Origin of the sequence: Dyadobacter jiangsuensis (assembly GCF_003014695.1) — a bacterium.
GTDB lineage: Bacteria > Bacteroidota > Bacteroidia > Cytophagales > Spirosomataceae > Dyadobacter > Dyadobacter jiangsuensis.
The window spans coordinates 82,194-106,635 of sequence record NZ_PYAS01000007.1 but is presented as its reverse complement, the minus strand read 5'-3'; the positions used below and the strand labels follow the sequence as shown (position 1 = coordinate 106,635).

21 protein-coding genes are annotated in these 24,442 nt (G+C 49.9%); 16 read left to right on the top strand and 5 right to left on the bottom strand.

Features of this window, described 5'->3' with window-relative positions:
* Positions 1-33 precede the first annotated feature (33 nt).
* Together CLV60_RS15685 and CLV60_RS15680 are read left to right on the top strand one after the other, a co-directional pair.
* Entirely contained in the window at positions 34-855 is an 822-nt protein-coding gene (locus tag CLV60_RS15685) for an XRE family transcriptional regulator (RefSeq protein WP_106596324.1), read from the top strand.
* A gap of 408 nt (positions 856-1,263) precedes the next feature.
* Entirely contained in the window at positions 1,264-3,345 is a 2,082-nt protein-coding gene (locus CLV60_RS15680) for a choice-of-anchor A family protein (RefSeq protein ID WP_106596323.1), read from the top strand.
* A 97-nt stretch (positions 3,346-3,442) separates the two neighbouring features.
* Here the strand turns inward: CLV60_RS15680 and CLV60_RS15675 are convergent, their stop codons facing one another.
* Both CLV60_RS15675 and CLV60_RS15670 read right to left on the bottom strand, forming a co-directional pair.
* Positions 3,443-4,612: a glycosyltransferase gene (locus CLV60_RS15675; RefSeq protein ID WP_229210988.1), complete on the bottom strand. Its 1,170-nt coding sequence runs from the start codon at positions 4,610-4,612 to the stop codon at positions 3,443-3,445.
* Entirely contained in the window at positions 4,594-5,595 is a 1,002-nt protein-coding gene (locus CLV60_RS15670) for a lysylphosphatidylglycerol synthase transmembrane domain-containing protein (RefSeq protein WP_106596322.1), read from the bottom strand. The genes CLV60_RS15675 and CLV60_RS15670 overlap by 19 nt, the downstream gene beginning before the upstream one ends.
* Between CLV60_RS15670 and ruvC the strand changes: the two genes are divergently transcribed.
* The 8 genes from ruvC (at position 5,594) to rodA (ending at position 16,964) form a co-directional block, all read left to right on the top strand.
* Positions 5,594-6,178 carry a crossover junction endodeoxyribonuclease RuvC gene (gene ruvC / locus CLV60_RS15665; RefSeq protein WP_106596321.1) on the top strand — a complete coding sequence of 195 codons (585 nt, stop codon included), beginning with the start codon at positions 5,594-5,596 and terminating at the stop codon, positions 6,176-6,178. The two genes, CLV60_RS15670 and ruvC, sit on opposite strands and share 2 nt — an antisense overlap.
* Before the next feature lie 269 nt (positions 6,179-6,447).
* On the top strand, positions 6,448-7,092 hold the full coding sequence (locus tag CLV60_RS15660) for a TetR/AcrR family transcriptional regulator (RefSeq protein ID WP_106596320.1): 645 nt from the start codon (positions 6,448-6,450) through the stop codon (positions 7,090-7,092).
* Positions 7,070-8,410, top strand: coding sequence for a TolC family protein (locus CLV60_RS15655; protein ID WP_229210987.1), 1,341 nt, complete (start codon positions 7,070-7,072; stop codon positions 8,408-8,410). Before CLV60_RS15660 ends, CLV60_RS15655 begins: the two co-directional genes overlap by 23 nt.
* A 127-nt stretch (positions 8,411-8,537) precedes the next feature.
* Positions 8,538-9,641, top strand: a complete 1,104-nt coding sequence (locus CLV60_RS15650) for an HlyD family secretion protein (protein ID WP_106596318.1) — start codon at positions 8,538-8,540, stop codon at positions 9,639-9,641.
* 41 nt (positions 9,642-9,682) lie between these two features.
* Positions 9,683-11,257, top strand: a complete 1,575-nt coding sequence (locus tag CLV60_RS15645) for a DHA2 family efflux MFS transporter permease subunit (protein WP_106596317.1) — start codon at positions 9,683-9,685, stop codon at positions 11,255-11,257.
* Between the two features lie 701 nt (positions 11,258-11,958).
* On the top strand, positions 11,959-13,548 hold the full coding sequence (locus CLV60_RS15640; protein ID WP_106596316.1) for an NFACT RNA binding domain-containing protein: 1,590 nt from the start codon (positions 11,959-11,961) through the stop codon (positions 13,546-13,548).
* Between the two features lie 121 nt (positions 13,549-13,669).
* A complete protein-coding gene (locus CLV60_RS15635) occupies positions 13,670-15,658 on the top strand; it encodes a penicillin-binding transpeptidase domain-containing protein (protein ID WP_106596315.1) in 1,989 nt (662 codons plus the stop codon).
* A gap of 22 nt (positions 15,659-15,680) precedes the next feature.
* Positions 15,681-16,964 (top strand): rod shape-determining protein RodA, encoded by a 1,284-nt coding sequence (gene rodA, locus CLV60_RS15630; protein ID WP_106596314.1) that lies wholly within the window; start codon positions 15,681-15,683, stop codon positions 16,962-16,964.
* A 411-nt stretch (positions 16,965-17,375) separates the two neighbouring features.
* Here rodA and CLV60_RS15625 read toward each other — a convergent pair whose 3' ends face one another.
* Positions 17,376-17,753, bottom strand: a complete 378-nt coding sequence (locus CLV60_RS15625; protein WP_106596313.1) for a DUF423 domain-containing protein — start codon at positions 17,751-17,753, stop codon at positions 17,376-17,378.
* A gap of 192 nt (positions 17,754-17,945) precedes the next feature.
* Between CLV60_RS15625 and CLV60_RS15620 the strand changes: the two genes are divergently transcribed.
* Positions 17,946-19,001 carry a glycosyltransferase family 9 protein gene (locus CLV60_RS15620; RefSeq protein WP_106596312.1) on the top strand — a complete coding sequence of 352 codons (1,056 nt, stop codon included), beginning with the start codon at positions 17,946-17,948 and terminating at the stop codon, positions 18,999-19,001.
* 13 nt (positions 19,002-19,014) lie between these two features.
* On the opposite strand, the gene CLV60_RS15615 is transcribed toward CLV60_RS15620, so the two are convergent.
* The gene (locus CLV60_RS15615) at positions 19,015-19,677 is read right to left on the bottom strand and encodes a YggS family pyridoxal phosphate-dependent enzyme (protein WP_106596311.1); all 663 of its coding nucleotides are present in this window, start codon (positions 19,675-19,677) and stop codon (positions 19,015-19,017) included.
* Between the two features lie 140 nt (positions 19,678-19,817).
* Between CLV60_RS15615 and CLV60_RS15610 the strand changes: the two genes are divergently transcribed.
* From CLV60_RS15610 to rplI, 4 genes are all read left to right on the top strand, one after another.
* Positions 19,818-20,759, top strand: a complete 942-nt coding sequence (locus tag CLV60_RS15610; protein WP_106596310.1) for a DUF8428 domain-containing protein — start codon at positions 19,818-19,820, stop codon at positions 20,757-20,759.
* A gap of 130 nt (positions 20,760-20,889) precedes the next feature.
* A complete protein-coding gene (gene rpsF / locus CLV60_RS15605) occupies positions 20,890-21,270 on the top strand; it encodes a 30S ribosomal protein S6 (protein ID WP_090156305.1) in 381 nt (126 codons plus the stop codon).
* Positions 21,271-21,273: 3 nt separating this feature from the next.
* The gene (rpsR, locus tag CLV60_RS15600) at positions 21,274-21,525 is read left to right on the top strand and encodes a 30S ribosomal protein S18 (protein ID WP_015811483.1); all 252 of its coding nucleotides are present in this window, start codon (positions 21,274-21,276) and stop codon (positions 21,523-21,525) included.
* Positions 21,526-21,545: 20 nt separating this feature from the next.
* Positions 21,546-21,992 carry a 50S ribosomal protein L9 gene (rplI, locus tag CLV60_RS15595; protein WP_106596309.1) on the top strand — a complete coding sequence of 149 codons (447 nt, stop codon included), beginning with the start codon at positions 21,546-21,548 and terminating at the stop codon, positions 21,990-21,992.
* Positions 21,993-22,139: 147 nt separating this feature from the next.
* On the opposite strand, the gene lysM is transcribed toward rplI, so the two are convergent.
* Positions 22,140-22,604 carry a peptidoglycan-binding protein LysM gene (gene lysM, locus CLV60_RS15590; RefSeq protein ID WP_106596308.1) on the bottom strand — a complete coding sequence of 155 codons (465 nt, stop codon included), beginning with the start codon at positions 22,602-22,604 and terminating at the stop codon, positions 22,140-22,142.
* Positions 22,605-22,802: 198 nt separating this feature from the next.
* Here lysM and CLV60_RS15585 point away from each other — a divergent pair, with 198 nt between their 5' ends.
* The gene (locus CLV60_RS15585) at positions 22,803-24,434 is read left to right on the top strand and encodes a glycerol-3-phosphate dehydrogenase/oxidase (RefSeq protein ID WP_106596307.1); all 1,632 of its coding nucleotides are present in this window, start codon (positions 22,803-22,805) and stop codon (positions 24,432-24,434) included.
* Positions 24,435-24,442: the final 8 nt, after the last annotated feature.

The following is a 24,442-nucleotide window of genomic DNA, read 5'->3' as shown; positions in this document are numbered from 1 at the left end:
ATATCTTATGTCTGATTTTAAAAATATCAACTCATGGGTGCGCAGGATACATTCTGGTCTGTCAATATCAAGTTCCTCCGTTTGCGTCAGAAATTGAGCCAGGAAGCGCTGGCGGAAAAACTCGGGATCAGCAGGGTGAAGCTTAACGCGATTGAAAGCGGCAGGACGGCCAACCCGACTGTCGACGACCTGATCAACTTCTCGGAGTATTTCCGGATGAGCATTGATAGCCTCCTGAAAATGGACCTGGGGAAGCTTTCCGACCAGAAGCTGAAAGATCTGGAAGAGGGAAGCGAGCTTTTTATGAAAGGGAGTCAGATCCGCGTGCTGGCCATAACTGTTGATAAAGAAGATAAAGAAAATATCGAATACGTGCCGGTGCAGGCGCGGGCGGGTTACCGCTCGGGATATGCCGATCCGGAGTTCCTCGCGTCATTGCCCCGGTTTAACCTGCCTACCGTGCCCAAAAACGGGACGTTCAGGATGTTCCCGACCGTCGGCGATTCAATGCTGCCGGTGCCCGAAGGTGCGGATATTATCACAAGGTACGTGCAGGATTGGACGACGGTTAAACCGGAGACACCTTGTATCGTTATTTTGAAGGGTGATCAGGACTTTGTTTTCAAGCAAGTGACGATTAATCAGGAGGCGGGTACCATGCTGCTGCAATCATTCAATACGCAGTATTTTGCCTATACAGTGCCGATTGGCGAGGTGATTGAGCTTTGGGAGTATTACAGCTTCCACAGTAAGGCATTGCCGGAACCACAGACGGACATGCAGCAGCTCATGCGGATGTTGCAGGAAATGCAGAACGAACTACGGGAATTGAAGAAGCGGTCGAGCTACAAATAGGAGAGTCGATGAGCCTACAAATAATTAGACAGGCCGGGTTATTGCCCGGCCTTTTTTGTTTTGGTGGCGGAGAGGTGTCTTGGAAATGTTATAGTTATTAAAATGAGGTTAAAGATCAGGAATCGAACATTTTACGTTTTCTGAAACAGCAAATTCTAGAAATAATGAGCGATTTTAAAGTGTTTGTGTAAAAATAGTACGACTTTGTAGTGATTAAAAATAGCTTCATTCAATTAATACTACTTTGTTGTATGTTGTGTATTATCTTCGATTAGTGCAATTTTTAAAGAAGTTGTCACCCCCAAAAACATAGATATTACCCCAAAGTCCCCCGGACTGGTCACAAAAAGAATAATGGATCGAAAGGGGTGGTCTAATTTCGTTGAGCAAGAAATAAAACTCAACAACATGTTCGTCAAACCTTTCCTCATAAGTCTTTTAGCGCTCTCCTCGTTAAATGTAAGTCAGGCACTCGCTCAGAGCCCAACTTCGGCGGCTCAGCGGTTCAATATATTCGTCAAAGGTGATGCCACATTGCAATCCAATGAAACCGAAGGCCCCATTGCGGTCGGCGGAAATGTGACCACCAATCAATACCAGATCAGTTTCAACAAGCAGCACGGCGTGCTTTTCGTGAACAATGCGTCGATCGGCCTGGCGGTTCGCGGTGCAGTGAAACTGAATAGCGGGAGCCTGACGGTGAACGGTGACAATTATGTAAAAATCGGTAATTGCAGCCCTTCGGATGGTTCAGGCACAAGCCTCAAAGTTTGGTACAAGGATAACAACAATGCAGCGTCGACTATCCGCATCACCGAAAACAACAAGCAATACTGGGAAACACCAAATATCACGATCAATGCAAACATCAATACCTGGTCGCCCAGCGTGAGCGAGTCGGTGAACCCGGTTTGTGAAAATGTCTTCGGAACCGGTGCAAACCAGATCGATATCGATGGTGCATTCATCACATTTATTAAGCGGTCGAGCCAACTGAGAGATATGGCGGATAACCTGCCTATCCGCGATCAGAACGGAAACATTATGGCATCTGCCCCGATGGGTCCATACCTCGATCCCAATGCGATCGGCAATAACCCTAAAATTATCGTCGACCCCAACAAAATCAACGTCCTGACGGTGTCTGCGGCAGTTTGGAACAAGATCGGAAACGCTAACATTGAGGGTATCCCCCAGGGCCCGCAATTGGGACAAACTTCTTCGGGCAACAATTTTGGCCTGATCATCAACATCGTCGATTTCCCTACATTCTGCGGCCAGACGGGTAGCAACAAGATCAACTTTCCCGGTTTCGGCGGTTTGTCCGATCCGCAAGGAAGCTATGTGATCTACAACTTCCCGGACGCGACCAAAGGCATTACGCTGGGCGGCAATGCGCAGATCAGCGGTACCATTTTCGCTCCGCAGGCCGATCTGGTGAAAGAGAACAACGGAAATATCAACGGGCAAATCATCGCCAAAAGTTTTGTACACAAGAGCGACGAAGTGCATTTCTGGCCATTCCTTCCCTCGATCCCGGAACCGGTTGATAAAAAAATCGATGCAACCGCTTCTTCGAAATGTTTGAAAAACGCTCCCTGGCTGGATTACAATATTACGCCGAACTACGATGCAAAGGGCAAGACTGCAAAAATCGAGTGGATCAATTCGGAAGGAAAAGTGATTCAGGAGGACAATGATTTGGAGCTGACAGGCAGCCTGTTGTTCCCGGGTGCTGCGGTGGATATTAACGGAAACGGCATTGCGTGGCCTGGTTACAAGCAGGAAAACAGCAAATGGGTGGAGGATCCGAGCGATCGCTATGGCTCGCTGCGTGCGGATGGCGCCACCATCCGGGTGACCGTCGACCCATCGACTGTGGTGAACATTACCTTCCCTGCATCGACTACAACTTGCTACACTTCACCACCTCCTTCAACAGCTTTACCTGTAACATTAGCATATTTTACCGTACAAAATGTAAATTGCAGTGCGGAACTGAAATGGAAGGTAACCGAGGCCAAAAATTTCTCACATTTTGAAGTCGAACGCTCGTCAGATGCAAAGACTTACAATGTTGTTGTTCGGATCGATTACGACGCCACCAAGGCCACATATAGTTTCAACGACACACCATTTTCATCAGAGTCTGTACCTGTAAAGAGCTACTATTATCGTCTGAAGCAGGTAGATAGCGACGAGACATTCGAATACAGCGCAATCCGTAGCGTACAAGCCGGAACCTGCGATACCCGGTTGGCGGTGGATTTCTTCCCGAACCCGACTCAGGACGAAATGAATGTCAAAAGTTTCTCGCCGGTGAAAAAAATCGAAATCTACACACTAGGAGGAAAGCAGGTTTACCAGGCAATGCCGGTGACCGGTCAAACAGAAATCAAAGTTAATGTTCAGGCTTTTGCGCAGGGAATGTATATTGTGAATGTGGTAAATGCGGAAGGGAAGTATTCTTCCAAAGTGCTCAAAAAGTAGAATGAATTGATCTTATATAGCGTTATGTGAAACTTAAAGCTGCCGGCATTTTGCTGGCAGCTTTTTTATATGCCAGGCTGGTCGCGCGCCCAGGGTTTTATGAAAGTTTCCTGCCTTTCCATTCGTACTGGCCTTTTTGAGCGGCCAACCCGAAAAAGCAAACGTATAAGGGGTAGCATAACTGGGTTACCGGAATGTACGCGAGTGACCGCTTCTTTTGCAGAAAACTGAGTACGGAGCCCAGGAAAAGCCATTCGGGAATGCATTTCAACGCCAGCATACCTCCAAAGGCGGCCGCGGAAATGCTTCCGGTGCAGGCAAGTCCACCTGCGAGCAGTATCGAAAAATTACTTGCAAATATGTAAACGGCGAGCACCAGCGGTGTTTTACTCTGGTAATGCTTCCATTTGCTTGCCCAGCGTTTCCGCTGCCTGTAAAAGCTGGCCCAGTTGCGATGCGGCGCGGTGCGAATGATGGCGTCGCGGTGGCGGAGGAAATGGACCGACCCCGGATGCCGCGCGGCGATTTTGTGCATCAGAAACTCATCATCGCCCGAGGCAATGTGCCTTACGCCGGCGTAGCCGCTTACTTCCAGGAAAGTCTCTTTCTCGTAGGAAAGGTTCGCTCCGTTGCACATCGACGGGTAACCTGCGGCCATCGAAGCAGCCCCGCTGCCGATCAGGCTTGCGAACTCGACGGTCTGTAAATGGTCGGTGAGGCTGGTTTCGTCCGTAAATGTCACAGGAGAGCTGATGAGCTTCGCGCCCGTGTGCAGGTAGCACGATGCGATCGCATGCAGCCAGCCCGGCTGTGCGCGGCAATCGCCGTCGGTGGTTACGATCAGTTTGCCCTCCGCGTGCCCGATGGCCGTTTCGATCGCGCGTTTCTTGGGTGCCGAAGTGCGTACGTCGGGGAGGGGGATCAGCTTTATTTGTGCCTTCGAATGCTCGGCGAATGCACGGACGATCGCCGTCGTGTTGTCGGTCGAGCTGTCGTCCATCACCAGCACCTCGAAATGGTTGACGTGCAAGGTTTGCCGTTCCAGATCTTCGAGCAGGAAGAGAATGTTTTCGGCCTCATTCCGTACCGGTATGATTACCGTAATAAAGAGGTCGTCGGGAATGCCCGCCGGCGCCGCAGGTTTGCGGATCCTGGACCATAGGAAAGCCAGTGCCAAAGTGAACATCGCGTAGCTGCCCAGCAATATCCAAATGGCCGCAGCAACCCAGGAAATGAATGTCATGCCGCTCATCGGGATTTCTTCCATTTATATTTCCAGATCAGGAAGATGCCTACGAGGATCGGGCCGAGCACATTCAATATCCAGATCAGAAATGTGGCCGCGATGATCTGTTCCGCAGGCAATTTGAATGGCGCGAAGACTACCAGGGCAGTAAATTCGCGTAAACCCAGGTCGCCCAGCACATTAATCGCCGGGATCAATGTTTTGGCTAAAAAAATCAATGTCACGCACGCGGCAAGCTGCCCGACACTGACTTGAAAATGAAACAGCGACAATGCAAGCACGAATTGAGTGAGGAACACCAGGTATCGGAGCAAACCATAGCCGGTACCGGTAGCTAGTTCCGAAGGCGTGTAGCGGCCTATTACATTTAAATACTCCTTTATTTTTACAAAAAGTCTTCGCGAAGGCTCCCAGGTGCCGATCTGCTTTCTGAATGGCACCAATGCAGGGCCCAGGCAGATGATCAGGAACAGAATGCTATTAACGATTAATCGCGTCGTTTGGGGGATAGCGAGCTGGTTGTTGAGGTAAATCCAGCCGCACGCGCCCGCGAGTACCGATACATAAAACTGTATTCCGTTTGAAATAAGCGCCGCGCCGATCGCTTCCAGCCGGCGGTCGGATTTCAGCGCTGCCACACGCCCGAGCGTATCGCCCAGCTGCGCAGGCACGGCCACGCCCACAGCCAGGCCTGTGAGGGTTCCCCGCATCGCGTCGCGGAACGAAAGCGGTATGATACGGGCGATGAGTTTCTGCCATTTGAGGCTCTCCAGTGCCCAGTTGACCGGCACGAGCAAGACCATCAAAACAAGCACCGGGGCGTTCGGCGCCGTCCATATCTCCCCGAATACGCTTCCAATATCACCAATACCCTTTTGTTCATTCCGGAATGTGCGGTAAATGTAACTCAGTACCAAAGCGGTCACCACGAGCTTGATCACCCAGAGCAGGTTTGCCTGGTTGCTTTTTGGCTTTGGAGGGGAGAGTTCCTTATCTTGCACCATGTTAAAAACGGAGGTTTCGGAAAAGGTTATTATTGGGGTCGATCCCGGCACGCAGGTGATGGGTTACGGGGTGATATCGGTCAAAGGACAGCAGATTTCGCTGGTTCAATATGGTGTGATTCATTTGAGCAAATATAGTACGCACGAGTTGAAGTTGAAGAAAATCTTTGAGCGCCTGACCCAGCTGATCGAGGATTACCTGCCCGATGAAATGGCCATTGAAGACCCTTTTTACGGTAAAAATGCACAATCCATGCTCAAACTCGGCCGCGCGCAAGGCGTGGCCATGGCTGCGGCGCTCGCACGCAATATTCCTATTGTAGAGTATTCTCCGAAGAAAGTAAAACAGTCCGTAACCGGCAGCGGTAATGCCTCCAAAGAGCAGGTGGCCTACATGCTGGAAAAGATCCTCAAAATGGAGCTGAGTCGCGAATTTATGGATGCTACCGACGGCATTGCCATCGCCATTTGCCACCAGTACCACGCCAATTCCCCTGCCTCGGTAGCTTCCGGAAGTTCCAAAAAAGCCAAAAAGGGTGGTTGGGGCGCTTTTGTGAGCGAGAATCCCGGACGTGTGAAGTAGAAATCTAAACCTTTCTTGTATAATAAAACCGGTCGCAGTTCGCGACGGGGTGGTTTGTAGTGTTCATATGTTACTGATAATGAGCTGTTAATGTATTTTTAATATTGAGATTAAAAAACTTTAATGGTACTAATTCAATATTTGCTTTTACTAATCAAACGTTTGTTTAATTAAATCAAACGATCGTTTGATTTTTGTTTTACAGCCGGTTACCTTTGTAGCACCATTAGCAAAAAGAAGAAAAGAATCCCTGCTAATGAGTTGCTTAAATGGAATACAACGTGAAACAATTGCAGATAATAGAAGTGGCAGAGCGGCTGTTTTCACAGAAAGGTTTTGCCGGAACTTCGGTTAGGGATATTGCCCAGGAAGCGGATGTGAACGTCTCGATGATATCCTATTATTTCGGTTCGAAGGAAAAGCTGATCGAGGCGCTTTTCCAGCTACGCATGGCAGAATCGAGCTCCCGGCTCGAAACGCTGATGATGGTCAGCGAACTTTCCGCACTTCAGAAATTCAATGTCTTTATCGATAGTGTGATCGACCGCCTGATGGGCAACCAATGCTTTCACAACATCATGCTCCGCGAGCAGCTTTCCTCGGAGCGGACACCCGTCATTTCGGAATATATCCGTGGTTTGAAAATGCGGAACGTGGAGCTCATCAAACGGATGATCCGCGAAGGACAGGATGCCGGCGATTTCCGGAAGGATATTAATGTAAGCCTGGTCACTACTACACTTTACGGCACAGTCAACTACGCCATTGCCACACAGGATTTTTATAAAATTCTCAATGGCCTTGAACATCAGTCAGATGAAGAGTTTCAGAAGCATTTGCGGAATGAACTGAGCCAGCATCTTAAGAACCTATTTAAATCAACAATAACCAATGAACACCACATCCAGAATTAAAAGAATGGTTTGTCTGGCAACCGGGATCGTCTGGATTACCGTGACCGGCCATTCGTACGCACAAACCGCACGCACAATCAAGCTGGAAGAGGCCATTACCATGAGCCTGCAAAACAGCAAGCAATTGAAGCTGAGCCAAAGCAATATCGACCTCGCCGGACTGGGTATCCGTCAGGTGAAGGAAAACCAGTTGCCGAGTTTCAGTGTGTCGGGTTCTTATCTGCGGGTGAACTCGCCGAACGTGAACCTGAAAATCAAACAGGAAGGCAGCGACAGTACCGGCAACTCCGGCGGAATGCCCAATGTGCATCAGGCGATGTATGGAATGGCGAGCGCGTCGATGCCGTTGTTTTCCGGCTTTCGTTTCAAATATGGCCTCGAATCGGCCAAGTATGTGGAGCAAGCCGCGAAACTGGATGCCGACGCCGACCGCGAGGCAGTGATCCAGAACACCGTAGCTGCTTATGGCAACCTCTATAAAGCTCAAAAAGCAGTAGACCTCGTAACCGAAAACCTCACAAGCGAGCGCGAGCGGGTGCAGGAGTTTACCAACCGCGAGAAAAATGGAATGCTGGCCCGTAACGACCTGATGAAAGCCAAGTTGCAGGAGTCCAACGTGGAACTGGCGTTACTGAACGCGCAGAACGATTTGAAAATCACCACCATTAATATGAACCTGTTGCTGGGCTTGCCGGAAGAAACGGTGCTTGAAGCCGACTCCAACAGTTTTACAATCCTCAAAGAAGAGGGTGTGGCGGCAGAATGGGAGCAAACGGCGCTCGAACACCGCAAGGACTTCGCGGCAAATGGTATCCGTCAGAAAGCTGCCGATAGCGATATTAAGGTAGCCAAAGCAGATTTGTATCCCAGCGTAGCGCTCTCAGCGGGCTATGTGGCATTGAGCATCCCGGGAGTGGTAACTGTCCCCAACGCCGTGAATGCGGGTATTGGTTTTAAATACGATGTAGCGTCGCTCTGGAAATCGGGCGCGAAGATCGCACAGGCGCGTACGAAGGCTTATCAGCTGAAAACCAATGAGCAAATCATCCTCGACAAGATTCACCTGGAAGTGAACACGGCCTATTATAACTACGTGCTGACCAAAAGGAAGATCGATGTGTATGCCAAAGCGGTAGAGCAGGCTAACGAAAACTATCGCATCACGAAAAATAAATACGATAACAGCCTCGTAACCACGACCGAATTGCTGGATGCGGACGTAGCGCAGGTACAATCGCGCATCGATTATGAAGCAGCGAAGGCCGATGCGGTAGTTGCTTACAAGAAATTAGAGCAAACGGCAGGAGTTATCAACTAGGGGAGGAAAGGGAGGAAGGAGGAAGGGGAGGAAGCATTGAGTATCTCAAAACACAAAATCCCTCGTCCCTTTCCTCCATCCTCCTTCCTCCCCCAAATATTCAGTCATTCAATCATTCAGAATTAAGATGGAAACGAAACAAAACACCACCGAAGAAGCACCTAAAAAGAAAAACACCCGCTTCCTCATTATCCTTGCCGCGCTGATCATCGGCGGCGGTACCTGGGGTTTTACCAAATATAACCACGGACAGCACCACGAAGAAACCGACGACGCGCAGATTGACTCAGATATTAGCCCCGTAATTCCCAGAATTTCAGGGTATGTGACAGAGATCCGGGTGAAAGACAACCAGACCGTAAAAAAAGGTGATACGTTGATCGTGCTCGACAACCGTGACCAGATCATTAAGCTGGAACAAGCCAAAGCGGGACTGTTAGGTTCTGAGGGCAGCCTGACCGTGGCACATGAAACCACCAACGCGTCGGCAGCGAGCGGCATTACTTACGAGGCGAATATCGCCGTCGTAGCCGCGCAGATCGAAGAAGCGAAAGTGAATGTGTGGAGAGCCAATCAGGATTACGCTCGCTACGAAAACCTGATCAAAGACCACTCGATCACCCAGCAGGAATTTGAGCAGGCTCAGGCGACGAAGCAAAAAGCGGAACGTGCGCTGGCAGTTTTGGAAGCTCAGAAAGGTGCAGCAGAACGTCAGGCAAAAGCTGCCGGTCGTCAAACCAGAGCTACCTCGGTACAATCAGCCGTAGCGAATGCGAATATCAAAGCACGCCAGGCTGAAATCGCGAATGCGGAATTGAACCTGTCTTATACCGTGATCACAGCGCCTACCGATGGCCGCGTGTCCAAAGTGAATGCACAGCTAGGGCAATATTTGCAAGCGGGACAATCGCTGTTCAGCATTATCTCGACCCACAAACCTTGGGTGACCGCTAACTTCAAGGAAACGCAATTGACCAAAATGAAGATTGGCCAGCACGTGAAAATCCACGTGGATGCTTACCCTGAACACGAGTTTGACGCACAAGTGGCATCTTTCTCGCCGGCAACCGGCGCCCGTTTCGCGCTGCTGCCTCCTGATAATGCGAGCGGTAACTTCGTGAAAGTGGTGCAACGTCTGCCGGTACGCATCGAGTTTACCAAAGCCGACGACGACAAGATCGCGCAGCTGCGCCCGGGTATGAACGTGTTCGTGGACGTGGAACTGAACTAAGGTGTTCGAACCGAATTTTTGATTCTAAAAACCAATAACGAATGGAATTACAGGAATCACTCGTCGAATACGGCTACCGCAGGGTAATCATTACCATCACGGCTGTATTGTGTGCGCTGCTGGAAATCGTGGATACCACGATCGTAAACGTGGCCCTCAACGACATGCGCGGAAACCTGGGCGGCACATTGTCGGAGGTGAGCTGGGTGATTACCGCTTACGCAATCGGTAACGTCATCATCGTGCCGATGACCAGCTGGCTCTCGCAGCAGTTTGGCCGTCGCAACTACTTTGCCGCTTCGATTATCATATTTACGGTAGCCTCATTTCTTTGTGGTAATGCCGATAATATCTGGGAGCTGGTATTTTTCAGATTGATACAAGGTTTCGGCGGCGGTGCATTGCTCGTAACCGCGCAAACGCTGATCACCGAAAGTTACCCACCCGAAAAACGCGGGATCGCACAGGCTATTTATGGTTTGGGTGTGATTGTAGGCCCTACGCTCGGCCCGCCGCTGGGGGGATACATCGTAGATAATTACAGCTGGCCTTACATTTTCTACATCAACATCCCGCTGGGTATCATCGCAGCGATGCTGACCATGGAATTTGTGAGAAGCCCGAAATTCGCTGCCAAAAAAGCGGCAAATGAAATAGACTGGTGGGGTATTATTTTTCTGGCCGTCGCCGTAGGTTCATTACAGTATGTGCTGGAAAAAGGCCAGGAAGAAGACTGGTTCAATGACGAAATCATTACGATACTTTCTGTCACCAGCGTTTTTTCATTCTTCTTCTTCATTTGGAGGGAATGGACTTACAAAAACCCGATCGTGAACCTGCGCGTACTAGCCAACGGTAACCTCAGGGTTGGAACGGTGCTGTCGTTCATTCTGGGCTTCGGCTTGTATGGTTCGACGTTCATTATCCCGCTTTACACCCAGGCTACACTCGGCTGGACGGCCACACAATCGGGTATGCTCATGGTACCTGCGGCTATTGTGACTGCGATGATGATGCCCGTTGTAGGTCAGTTGCTGCAACGCGGTGTGAAACAACAGTATCTCGTGGCCATCGGGATGATATTCTTCTTCGTGTACAGCTATTGGGGTTACCTGATACTGACTCCCGACACTGGTAAAGATGCGTTTTTCAGCATGCTCATCGTTCGCGGTATAGGTTTGGGACTTCTTTTTGTCCCGATTACCACCCTGGCATTATCGACTTTGACAGGTCGTGAAATCGGGGAAGGCGCCGCATTCACGGGTATGATGCGGCAGCTTGGCGGCTCGTTCGGGGTGGCGGTGATCACGACGTTCATCGCACGTCAGAACATGTCGCACCGCAACGACCTGGTGAGTAAGCTGGATGTGAACAACCCCATTGTACAGCAGCGTGTCGAAGGCTTGCAGCATAGCTTTATGGCCAAGGGTATGGCGCCCGACGTCGCGCTGAACAGCGGATATAAAATATTGGACTACACGGTGTCCAAACAAGCACAGGTAATGTCGTACATGGATGTGTTCCTGTACCTGGGCGTGATGTTTTTGATTTGTGTTCCCTTTGTGTTATGGACGCGGAGCGGCAAAACCAAAGTCGACGCTTCGTCCGTGCACTAGTGTTTTTAAGTGTAGTAGTATTGCAGAAGAAGCCTTCCGGAGTCGGGGGGCTTCTCTTGTTTTGTTGGAAGGAGGAATGGGAGGATGGTTCGGAGCTCGTGCTTCGAACGCTTATTCGCAGGCCTCCGGCCGGTCGGAGGCCGGCGAAGTGCGGCCCAGAGGGCCATCCTGTTTGTAGCAAATTAAAGTCATGGGAGATTTTGGCTCCATTGGAGCCTCCTTCGACACAAGGACGCTCCGACGGAGCCAAACGACGCGGTGGCAATATGTTTTCTATAAACAGGGAGCCGCTTTGCGGCATTACGGATGCCATATGTTTCAGATTATAAAAACTGAATGCCGATCATTTGCAAAAAAACAAAATCGCGTAGCGATGTAACATCGGTAGCAAAGAGAATGAAGCACGTGGCAGAAAATCCCGTTAGGGATGTAACAACAAATCAACGAATAAATCATGGCATGTTGGCCGGTCGGCATTCCCGCATCGTCGGATAGCACTATTTCGGTTGTTGCATCCCTGACGGGATTGACACATTATCCCATCATTCATTGCTACCAATGTTACATCGCTACGCGATTGCCATTAGCCGTCGTTTGCTCTACCACTTTCCACAGAATATCACTCCTCCCTACGCGGGCCGCCCTTTGCTCCTTCCTCCTTTCCTCCCTACATTTGCCCGAATACAATCCCGAATAAGATAGTGCACCAGAATTATCATTTCATAAAACAGTTAGCCCTGCGTCTGCATTCCGAAATTGCCGGGAAAGTCTTTGTGGAAGCATTCAGCCAGCAGAAGGACGAGCTTATTATCGTTTTTGCTGAACAGACAGAGAACGAACCGCAGGACAGGGAGCAACAGCAACTGATAAAACCCTTCTTCATCAAAGCCACATTAACCAACAGTTTCTCCTGTCTGAGCTTCCCCGAACGCTTCGACCGTGCGCGGCGGAATAGTGTCAATCTGTTCCATGATTTTGCGGAGGATCGTGTGGAGTTTGTAAAGGTGTGCAGCAACGAGCGGGCAATTCAGGTGCATTTTGAAAGCGGCAGGGATTTGATTTTCAAGCTTTTTGGGAATCGGTCCAATTTCATTGCCTTGAATGAAGAAGGTGAGGTGACGCAGCTTTTTAATAACAAGCTTTCAACAGACCGCGGCCTGACGGTGGCGTCGCTGAACCGGGAGATCGACCAGTCGTGGGAGGCATTCGTGGCGAATGATGGCCGTTTTGAGCCCTTGTTTCCGACATTTGGAAAGGTAGCCAATAAGTATCTTTCCGGTAAGCTGGCAGGCAAGGACGATCTCGCGGAACGCTGGGCGATTGTGCAAGAGGTTTTGAGGGAATTCGAATCGTCGGTTTTTTACATTACGAAAATTGAAAATATCCCTGCGCTGACCCTTTTTGAAACGGGTGAAGTCGTGCAGGTCTTACACGACCCGATCGAGGCGTTGAATGCCTTTTACCTGGCTTATATCCGGCTGAGCGGTCTGGACAAAGAGAAGGCCGATATTGTGAGGTTGTTGAAAAAGCGCATTCAGCAGACAGATAATTATCTTGAAAATACTTTCCAGAAACTCGTCGACCTGGAAAATGCGACGAAAAACGACGAACTGGCCAACATTATCATGGCCAATCTGCACGTCATTCCCGAGCGGGCCGAGAAAGTAGAGCTCTATGATTTTTACCGCGATCAGCCCATTACCATCAAATTGAAAAAAGACCTTTCCGCACAGAAGAATGCGGAGGGCTATTACCGGAAGGCGAAGAACGAAAAGATCGAAATAGACCGGCTGAACGACAGCCTCGCGGCTCGTGAGGCGGACCGGAAGCGTTTGCAGGAGCATTTGGAGCATATCGGCGGGATCGAACTGCTCCGCGATTTGCGCGCATATATCAAGACGAACAAGCTGGAACAGGGTAGCGCAGCCCCGACCATCGATGATCTTTTCAAACGCCTGGATTTTATGGGCTATACCATTCTGATCGGCCGTAATGCGAAGAACAGCGATTTGCTGACGAAGCAGGCGCATAAGGAAGATCTCTGGCTCCACGCGAAGGATGTAACGGGCTCGCATGTGGTCGTGAAGAACCAGCCCGGACGCAAATTTCCAGCGCCGGTGATCGAGCGGGCGGCGGAACTGGCGGCATTTTATTCGAAACGTAAGAACGATTCGTTGTGCCCGGTGATCGTGACGCCGAAGAAATTTATCCGCAAACCTAAAGGCCTTCCGGATGGTCTGGTGCTGATAGACAAGGAGGATATCGTGATGGTTGTCGCTAAGGGTGAATAGGTTGCGCCAAATGTCCTAAAAATGAAGATTTTATTACTTATTAACCGAAATCCTCCTTTGAATAATCTTTTGCTATTGCGAACTTCGTGTGAAAATTGAGAACCGGAATTTTTAGTGCAGAATGCTCGAAAGTCGTCGATTTGTTATCATTGGTTTTTTCGCTTTAGTTGGGATAATATACTTGCTGCGACTTTTCTATCTACAAGTGCTGGATGAAAGTTATTCCATCGAATCGTCGAGCAATTCCATTAAGCGTGTTACAGAAATCCCATTTCGCGGCCAGATCTATGACCGCTACGGAAAGCTCATCGTATATAATACCCCCGTTTATGACTTGCTGGTAACACCCTACAAGGTGAAAATGGACGATACGCTACGTTTTTGTCAGGTTTTGGGTATTGAAAGGCGTGATTTCGACAGCCTCATGAATGCGGCCAGCACTTACAGCCGTGTGAAGCCGTCGTTGTTCCTGCGGCAGCTTTCGAAAGAGGATTTTGCGTCGATCCAGGACATTATGGTCGATTACTCGGGTTTTGAGTTTGCCAAAAGCTCCCTGCGTACCTACACGGCGCCTACGCTCGCGAATACGCTAGGGTATGTGAGCGAGATCACCAAAGGCCAGCTCGAAAAACAGGAAGAGCCCTACTACCGCCAGGGCGATTACATCGGCCAGAGCGGTGTCGAACGCATTTACGAAAATGAATTGAGGGGGAAAAGGGGGACGAAGTTTGTGATGCAAAACGTGGCAGGTGTGTACAAAGGTCCCTGGAAGAACGGAGAGCTCGACACGATGGCCGTCGCGGGAGAAAACCTTTATACGGGTCTCGACCTGGAAGTGCAGCAATACGCGGATAGTCTGATGGTGAATAAGGTAGGAAGCGTAGTGGCGATAGAACCCAAAACCGGCCAGATCATTTCCATGGTTTCTGCCCCGACTTACGATCCGAATATTCTTGCCAGCCGTTATTTCTCCAAAAACTTCGCAGCATTGGCGCGTAACCCTTACAAGCCGTTGTTCAATAGGCCTGTCATGGCGAGCTACCGGCCGGGTTCCACATTTAAGCTGATTCAGGCGCTGATCGGTTTGCAGGAAGGGGTGATTACCCCCGGCAGCGGTTTTACGCATGCAAACTGCCCGGTAGGGTGTCACAATCACCCGGCAACGAGCACAGTGGCGCTCGGAGTGACGCATTCCTGCAACCCCTATTTCTACAATGTATTCAGAAGGCTGATTTATAAAAACAATATCAAAAATACCTTCAAGGCTTCGGCCGTAGGGCTGGATGCCTGGCACGACGACATCGCGAAGTTCGGGATCGGGCAGCGGCTCGGGATCGACTTGCCGAGTGAGTACAAGGGGAATTTGCCGAATAAAAAATACTACGACCGCTTCTACGGTGAATACCGCTGGAAGTTCTCGAATATCTACTCGCTCAGTATCGGCGAGGGAGAGTTGCTGATCACGCCGTTGAAAATGGCCAATGTGGCCGCCATTATCGCCAACCGCGGCTATTTCTACACGCCGCACGTGATCCACGGTATTGGCGACAAGAAAACCGTGAAACCCGAGTTCCTGGAAAGGCATGAAACCGGGGTAGACGCGCACAATTTCGAGCCGGTGATTGAAGGGATGATCGGGGCGGTGGAGGCTGGTACGGCGAGGCGCTCCAAAGTGGAAGGCATTACCATTGCAGGTAAAACCGGTACTTCGCAAAACAAGCGCGGGGACGACCACTCGATTTTTATCGCATTCGCACCCGTGGATGATCCTAAAATTGCCATAGCTGTGTTTGTCGAAAATGCGGGTGCGGGTGGTTCGGCGGCTGCACCGATTGCCAACTTGATCATCGAAAAATACCTGTCACGGAAAGTGACCAACAAAGCACTCGAAGAGCGGATGTTGAAGCTCGACCTGATGAGCAAAGTCGTGTTGCCGACGACGAAAAAGCCGGGTGAAACGGAGACGAAGAAGAAGGAAGAGGTGAAAAAGCCAACCGGCGATCCGAACGATCCGGCCAACCGCCTGCCGGGCGCACCGCATCCTGCCAACCCGGCTGCCATGAGGGGACCCGTAACCCTGCCGAAGCAAAGCCAGCAAAAAGCACTTTAAGAACTTACAAACCGATATTAAAATGGCTGAAAGCAAGCCGATTACCAAGAACGTGGACTGGATGGTGGTGTTGATCTACATCGCTTGCCTGACGATTGGCTGGTTGAATATCTATGCCGCCGTTTATAATCCCGAAGCGCACACGAATATGTTCGATCTGTCGAACAATGCCGGAAAGCAGTTGATGTGGATCGGCACAGCCGCATTGCTGATTATCTGTATCCTCGTAATCGATTACAAGTTTTACGAGACGTTCTCTTTTGTGATCTATGCCGTTGTGATATTCCTGCTCGTGGTGGTCCTATTTGCGGGCTCCAATATCAATGGATCGCGCTCCTGGATCAAATTGGGCAGTTTTTCGTTGCAGCCGGCCGAGTTTTCGAAGCTGGCGGTGAGCCTGGCTATCTCCAAATACCTGAGCGACCCGGCAATTAGCCTCAACCGGAAGTTGAAGGATTACTACCCGATTATGGGGATTATCGCATTGCCGGCATTTCTGATCCTCTTGTCGAATGAAACGGGTTCTATGCTCGTTTTTGCCTCATTTGCGATTGTCCTTTACCGCGAGGGAATGCCCGGTTTCATCCCCGCGATCGGGATGATCGGGGCGGCTTTGCTGATTATTACCTTGCTTTTTGTGAAATGGTATATTGCCGGGGCCATTATCGTGATCGCCGGGCTGGTGATCTGGCTAATGCCCGTCATGACGCGTCGCAGGGGAGGGCTTTGGGCTACGATTATCGTCGCTTTTGTGATGATCGGGATTGTGTTCGGGGTGGATTTCTTTATGAATAATGTGCTTCAAAAACACCAGAGAGGCCGGATTATGGTACTGCTCGATCCCGATTCCGACCCGCGCGGTATCGGTTGGAACGTCATCCAGTCTAAAATCGCGATCGGTTCCGGCGGAGTTTGGGGCAAAGGCTTTTTACAGGGGACGCAAACCAAATTCGACTTCGTACCCGAGCAGAGCACGGACTTTATTTTCTGTACAGTGGGGGAGGAGCACGGCTTCCTGGGAACGACGATAGTCGTCTTCCTATTTGTAGCATTGATATCCAGGCTCGTGGTGCTTGCCGAGCGACAGCGGAGCCGCTTCGCCAGGGTATACGGCTATTGTGTGGCGGGAATCATATTCTTCCACTTCCTGGTCAACGTCGGCATGACCATCGGTTTAATGCCCGTTATCGGTATTCCATTACCGTTTTTCAGTTATGGAGGATCGTCGTTGTGGTCGTTTTCCGTACTGCTTTTCATCTTCCTGAAAATCGACGCGCAGCGGCCGTTCACGTTATCACGCGGCTGATTCGTAGGGGGGCAGGAGTTGTCAAGTGTTGTCAAGTGTTGTCAGGAATAGTCATGAGTAGTCAGGTGTTGTCAGGTGTTGTCAGGAATAGACAGGAGTTGCCATGATTGTCAGATATGGCCGGGGATAGTTTAATCAAAACTGATCCTGGGACGAAATGCCGTTAGGCATGTAATATTGGTAGCAGACGCATGCGGGCCTGTTGCGTCAAAAATGCCGTCAGGCATGTAACAACAATGCTCTGTTGTCGCATGCCTGACGGCATTTTTCGAAATATATCATTGTGATAGATGGCTACCTACATTACATCGCTACGCGATCTTAAGTGACCAACTGGTATCACCACGCTTGCCAATTCCTGACCATTCGTGTCTATAACTGACAATATCTGACTATTTCGCTCAAATACATTTACAGTTTCCCCGCTGCCATAATCAGCAGCACCCAGCCTGCGATCAGTGCGAGCCCGCCGATCGGTGCGGTTGCGCCGAATTTGGTAATGCCTGTGAAGCAGATTGCGTATAATGAGCCGGAGAAGATGATCACACCCACGGCGAATGCATTACCCGACCAGCCGAGCAATTTCACTGCGTCTTCGCCCGCGCGTTGCATGAGTATGCCTACGAGCACCATCGCGAGTGCGTGGTAAAACTGGTATTTCACGGCTGTTTCAAACGTTTCGGTGCGGCCCGAAGCTTCCAGCATTCCTTTTAATGCATGTGCGCCGAATGCGCCGAGGGAAACGGCCAGCGCGCCGAGGATGCCGCCTGCCTGTATCATGAATTTCATATCTTAAACCGGTATTAGGTATTGGTTAAAATTGTAAGAAAGACCATTCGCCGTTCAGTAGAATCCGGGCAAATCGGTCCGGTAAAGTTAGGCCCGGGCGGAGGCGCGACCAACTCTTTATGCCAATTTTATTAACTTGCGCGCTTCGGAGAGGCATTTTGAAATGCCAATCGCAGGGAAACGACTTGACCAATGACCATAGAACGCTTTATCCAGCTGTGGACGCACCGCTATTATAAATATACACACATTGCCAAGGCGCATTTAAAAGGCCGCCAGGCCCGGGCGCATTTCCGAGGCGTGAAAAAGGGGCTGAAAAAGGGCGGCGAACTGATCGGTATCATCCGTACGGAGCATTTCGGGGATATTGTAGCGGCCGAGCCGATCTCGCGTTACGTGCGCGAGCAATATCCGGATGCGCACATTGTCTGGTTTGTCAAGCCCGGTTTCGCGGAGCTCGTGAGCCATAACCCGAATATCGACGAGGTTTTTAAAGAATTCTGCGTCACGGAGCGACGGGTGCTGCTGGAAGGCAATGTGTTTGATAAAGTCATCGAACTGCAATTCACGAATAACAATTATTGCCCCAAATGCCAGGTGTTTACAGACAACCCGGTGGCATTGAAGCGGGATATTAACGTGCTGAATTACTTCGATTACGGCAATTTGCTGGAAGTTTTTGCGCAGACGGGCGACCTCATTCCGCCGAAAGCAGCATTTCCAGCCGATGACCAGCCTCGGTTATACCTGCAACCGTCGCACAAAGCGAAGGTCGATAACCTTGGCTTGCCGGAAAAGTACATCGTAATGCATTGCCGCTCCAATTATGAGCCCAAAGACTGGCCGGCCGATCGCTGGAACCAGCTGGTGCATTGGCTGGCGGAACGGTATGACTACCAGTTGGTGGAAATCGGTTTGGAGAGTAACTTGAATGTAAAAACACCGGCATACCGCAACCTGTGCGGGCAGCTAAGCATTCTGGAAACTGCGGAAGTGATTCGTCGCGCATCGTTTTTCATCGGACTCGACAGCGGGCCTTCGCATTTGGGTAATGCAACGGGTACCTTCGGGATTATCCTGATGGGTGCGCTTAATAACTTCCTGAATTACAATCCGTATTCGGGTAAATATGGCCGCGAAGAGAATGCGTTGCTCGTAAGGCAGGCAGGCTTGCCTTGTGCGCAGCTGCCATTCGAATTTGTGCAGGAGCAGGTAAGATCGGTCCTCGAAAAAAACGCCGCAGTTTAGTGCGATCCAGGTGTTAGCGTGAGCCGAAAATCGCGCTGCCTACGCGTACCAGCGTGCTGCCTTCTTCCTGGGCGATCAGGTAATCGCCGCTCATACCCATGGAAAGTTCACGCATGGTGACCTGGCCATTTTCGTGCCTTTTGAAGGATTCGAAGGTGTTTTTTAAGCCACGGAATTCGGCTCTGACTACGTTTTGATCGTCGGTATTGGAGGCCATGCCCATTAGCCCGACAATTTTTACATTCGCCAATGCGGGCAATTCCGCGGAAGTGATGATCTCCAACGCTTCTTCTTCCGAAAGACCGAATTTGGTTTCTTCTTTCGCAATGTAGATCTGCAAAAGGCAATCGATCACCCGGTCGTTCTTTTTAGCTTCCTTATTGATTTCTTTCAGTAATTTAAAGCTGTCGACCGAATGCACCAGGCTGACGAACGGCGCCATATATTTGACCTTGTTGGTCTGCAAATGCCCGATCATGTGCCATTCGATGTCCTTGGGAAGCTCCTCGTGCTTAGCCACCATTTCCTGGACCTTGTTTTCACCAAAAAGCCTCGCTCCGGCCGCGTATGCCTCGGTCAGCAAGCTGGTTGGTTTGGTTTTTGTAACCGCTACCAGGCGTGTTTCTTTGCGTAATCCTTGTTGTATCTGTGCCAGATTGTCGGCTATGGAAGGCATGAGATGCTGCTAAAAAATTGATAATTAGGTGGTTGTTCCAGGAATTTATTGACCGGACACTATAAATCGCGGTTGGCGTGTTTCAAAATTGAAAAAAACATACTTCTTTTACCAACTAAATTCAAAATTTAACCTTCTGTATGGACTACAACCAGGAACAAAAGCAAGACAGAAAAACTCTCCTATGGGCCGCATTGGCCGTTTTGCTGTTGCTTAATTTGGTGCTTGTGTACTTTATATATCACGAGAAGCAGGAAAACCTCGCGAAGGACGAGATCATTACCGCCAAAACCGAAGAGGTACTTTCCATTAAAACCAAACTGGATTCCATTTCCACAGAGCTTGACATTAAAATTGCCGAAATCCAGAAACTGGGTGGCAGTGTTGATTCGCTGGTCGCATTGAAAGCCCAGCTTGAAAAGGATAAGAAGGAGCTTAAAAACGCGAGTACCTATTCGGCTGCGAGCTACAACCAGAAGATCAAGAACTACGAATCGGTGTTGTCAGAAAAGGATGGCGAGATTGCCCGTCTGAAACAGGAGCTGGGTATTGCTACCACGAAAAACGAAGAGCTGAACCAAAAGGTAACCGGCCTGGAATCGGAGAAACAGCTGCTGGCGGATTCGGTATCGACGTATTCGGCTCAAAACAAAGAGCTTTCTGAAAAAGTGACGCTGGCATCCGCGCTACATGCCGAGAATGTGAGCGTGAATGCAGTTTCTTCCAAAGGAAAAGAGCGTGAAGGCGGCAAATACAAGGCAAAACGCATCGATAAGCTGAGAGTGAACTTCAAACTGGCTGAAAACGCGGTAGCGAAACAAAACGAGAAAGATATTTATCTGCGCGTCCTCGATCCGGACGGGGCAGTGCTTTCAGACATGGCTACCGGCTCGGGTTCGTTTATGTTTAATGGTAAAGAATTGATTTACAGTTCTAAACAAACAGTTAGCTTCACGAATACAGGCCAGTCGGTAGATATTTTCTACGGCCGTGGCGGTATCCCGATGAAAGACGGAAAATATGTAATCGAGCTGTATAGCGAAGGTTTCAAGATAGGCCAGGGCGATTTTACGGTCAGATAATAGGCCGTAGTTTTGGTTAAGTCATTGCAGGGCTTGGAATTTTAAATTTCAAGCCCTATTTTTGCACCCTCATTTTGATGATTCTGTCAGAATGAGGTTTTTAATTTATCATACAATAACCAATTACCGTATGTCTAAGCAATATGAAACGGTGTTCATTCTAACTCCCATTTTGTCTGAGGCCCAGGCAAAGGACGCCGTTGAAAAATTCACGACAATCATCACTTCAAACGGTGCTAAGATTGTACATGAAGAAAACTGGGGATTGCGTAAGCTGGCCTACCCCATCCAAAAGAAAAACTCCGGTTTCTATCACGTAGTAGAATATACTGCGAACGAAGGAAACGTGGTGGATGTTTTGGAAACCGAGTTCCGTCGTGACGAGCGCGTTTTGCGTTTTATGACTATCGCCCTGGATAAGCATTCCATTGCTTACAACGAGAAAAAACGTAAGGGTCTGGTAGGCAAGAAGAAAGAAGAAGCAACTGAGTCAAAAACCGAAAACGCATAAGCTATGTCACTCGTAAACGAGCCGGTTGAAAAAAACATTAACCGCAAAAAATACTGCCGTTTCAAAAAAGCAGGCATCAAATACATCGATTACAAGAACCCAGATTTCCTTCTGAAACTTGTAAACGAGCAAGGTAAAATCCTTCCGCGCCGCCTTACCGGTACCAGCCTGAAATATCAGCGCAAAGTATCTCAGGCAATCAAAAGAGCACGTCACCTGGCCCTGTTGCCGTTTGTTGCTGACCAATTGAAATAATACAGTAAAGAGCTATCATAATGGAAATCATACTTTTAACGGATATTGCTGGGGTAGGTTACAAGAACGATATCGTGACTGTGAAAGCAGGTTACGGTCGTAACTACCTCATCCCGCAAGGTTTTGCGTTGCTGGCTAATGAGTCGAACCGCAAAATCGTTGCTGAAAACGTGCGTCAGGCAGCGCACAAAGCTGAAAAGCTGAAAAAGGACGCAGAAGATATCGCAACGGCGATCGGCGACCTGGTAATCGATATCAAAACTGTGGTGGGTGAAAGCGGCCGTATCTTCGGACGTGTAACCAACACACAAGTTGCCGACAGCCTGAAAGCAAAAGGCTTCGATATCGACCGTAAGAAAATCACTGTTGATGACGTGAAATCAATCGGTTCATACTCCGCATTGATCGACCTTCACAAAGAAGTGAAACACAAAGTTACCCTGAACGTTGTTGCAGCGGAAGACTAAGCGTTTCGATATTGCATGAAAAAAGGACAATCCGTGAGGGTTGTCCTTTTTTCGTTTATGAAGTTTCGACCGCCGACGACCGACCGCTGACCGCCGATTACATTACGAGATCGGCGGTCGGCGGTCAATGGTCGGCGGTCAGCATTATCATAACGCCGGAATCCGCAATACCTGTCCTGGGTAAATCAGATCCGGATCTTTTAACATAGGCTTGTTGGCTTCGAAGATGATCGGGTATTTCATCATGTCGCCGTAAACAGTCTGGGCGATTTTGGAGAGTGTATCTCCTTTTACCACGGTATGATAAGTCGCTTCCGGCTCCGGAGTGGCTACTTGCAAACGGTTGTCGACTACGCCTACACCTTCCACATTCCCTACGGCCAATGCGATTTTTTCGGCGTCCTGCTGTTTGGCAACCTCGCCCTCGAGGGTAACGGTGTCACCCGATGTTTTTACTGTCAGGCTATTGTAGGCAAGTCCGAGCGACTTCACGTGCGCGAGCAACGCGCTGGCACGCAGCGGTTCTGCTTCCGGGGTAGGAGCTGCTGCGGGAGCATCTTTACCACCGAATACTTTTTCTCCAACGCCTTTGATAAAAGAGATTAAGCCCATGTTTTGTTGGTTTTGGTTAGATAATAGATTTGAGTTTGTGAATGAAAGGTAGCGGTAATGTTAACTTTCTTGCCGGTAAGATGCAATTATTATGCCAAAATTGCCAATGCATATTGATTTGATAATATGGGTTTTTCCCGGCGCAACTTTGTACTTTTGCAGCTGGTCACAACTACGCTGAATCCGCATTAAGTCTCAATGAACCGCACCACATCGCTTGCCAGGTTACAAAATGAATTGTTCGATATCTGTATCATCGGCGCAGGTGCCAGCGGGGCCGGATGTGCCCTGGATGCGGTTCTAAGGGGATATAAGGTTGCCCTGATCGATAAAAAGGACTTCGCTTCCGAAACGTCGTCGCGCTCTACCAAGCTCATTCACGGCGGTGTACGCTATCTGGAACAGGCATTTAAGAAGCTCGATTTCGCGCAGCTCAAACAGGTAAGGCACGGGTTGGAAGAACGACACATTGTGTTGAAAAATGCGCCGCATCTCGCGCGTCCGCTTGCGCTTATGACGCCGGTTAATTCCTGGTTTGAGGGTTTGTATTTCAAGATCGGCCTGTCGCTTTACGACACGTTCGCTACCAATGATACGTTGCCGAAAAGCAAGTGGCTCAACAAGCAGGAAGTACTGGACAAAATCCCGACGCTCGATCGAAAAAAGCTCCATAGCGGCGTGCTTTATTACGACGGCCAGCTCGATGATGCACGATATTGCCTCGCATTGGCGCAGTCGGCGTCGGAGAATGGCGCGGCAGTAGCCAATTATGTGACAGTGAATGGATTTGGGAAAGACACCAACGGCAAGTTGAACGCCGTGCAGGCTACTGACACATTAAGTGGTAATGCGTTGACGATCCGGGCGAAGCTGGTCATCAATTGCACCGGCCCGTTTTCGGACCACATCAGGCTTATGGCAAATGCGACGCTGAGCGAGCGCATCCGCCCGAGCAAGGGCGTGCACCTGGCATTGCCCCACAACACGCTGAACAGCGAGTATGCCATGCTCATCCCCAAAACTTCCGACGGACGGGTCGTATTTGCGATTCCGTTCGAAGGCTCGACGATGATCGGCACCACTGATACCGAATGCGACGAGATCGACGCGGAGCCGACGCTCAACCGAAAAGAAAGAGAATACCTGGCTGCGACATTGAACCCCTACCTGGCCAAACCCATTGATCCGAGCGAGCTCAGGGCCGGTTTTGGCGGGCTGCGCCCGTTGCTGGCAGCCGATCCGTCCAAATCGACCAAAAGCCTCGTGCGTGACCACGAAGTGGAACTCGATGAAACCTCAGGGTTGATCAGTCTGCTTGGCGGCAAATGGACGACCTATCGCCTGATGGCCAAGGATACCATCGACGAGGCCGACAAAATTCTCGGTGACGGTGGCGCTTGCAAAACAGCCGATTATGTACTGGCAGGAGGTGAAAACTATAAGGCTAAAAGCTGGCAGGATATCCAGGCGCAATATGCGTTGCCGGAAGATATTGCTAAGCATTTGGTGCGTAAATACGGCTCCCGCGCACACGTGGTAGCGTCACTCGCCCGCGAGGATGTGCAGCTGCGAGAAAGACTTAGCCAATCCTATCCGTACATCCGCGCAGAAGTAGTGCACGCGGTTCGGAATGAAATGGTTGTGACTCCGCGCGATTTCCTGGCGCGCCGTATCCGCCTCGAAATTACCGATTGGGATGAAACCTTAAACTCCCTGCCCGTTGTTGCTGATTTAATGGCGCGCGAACTGGGCTGGACCGAAGCGGAAAAGACAAGGTATGCCGACGCGTATGCCAGTGAAATCGGGAAGTTTATCGCCGATGCCCGATAGCCGACACC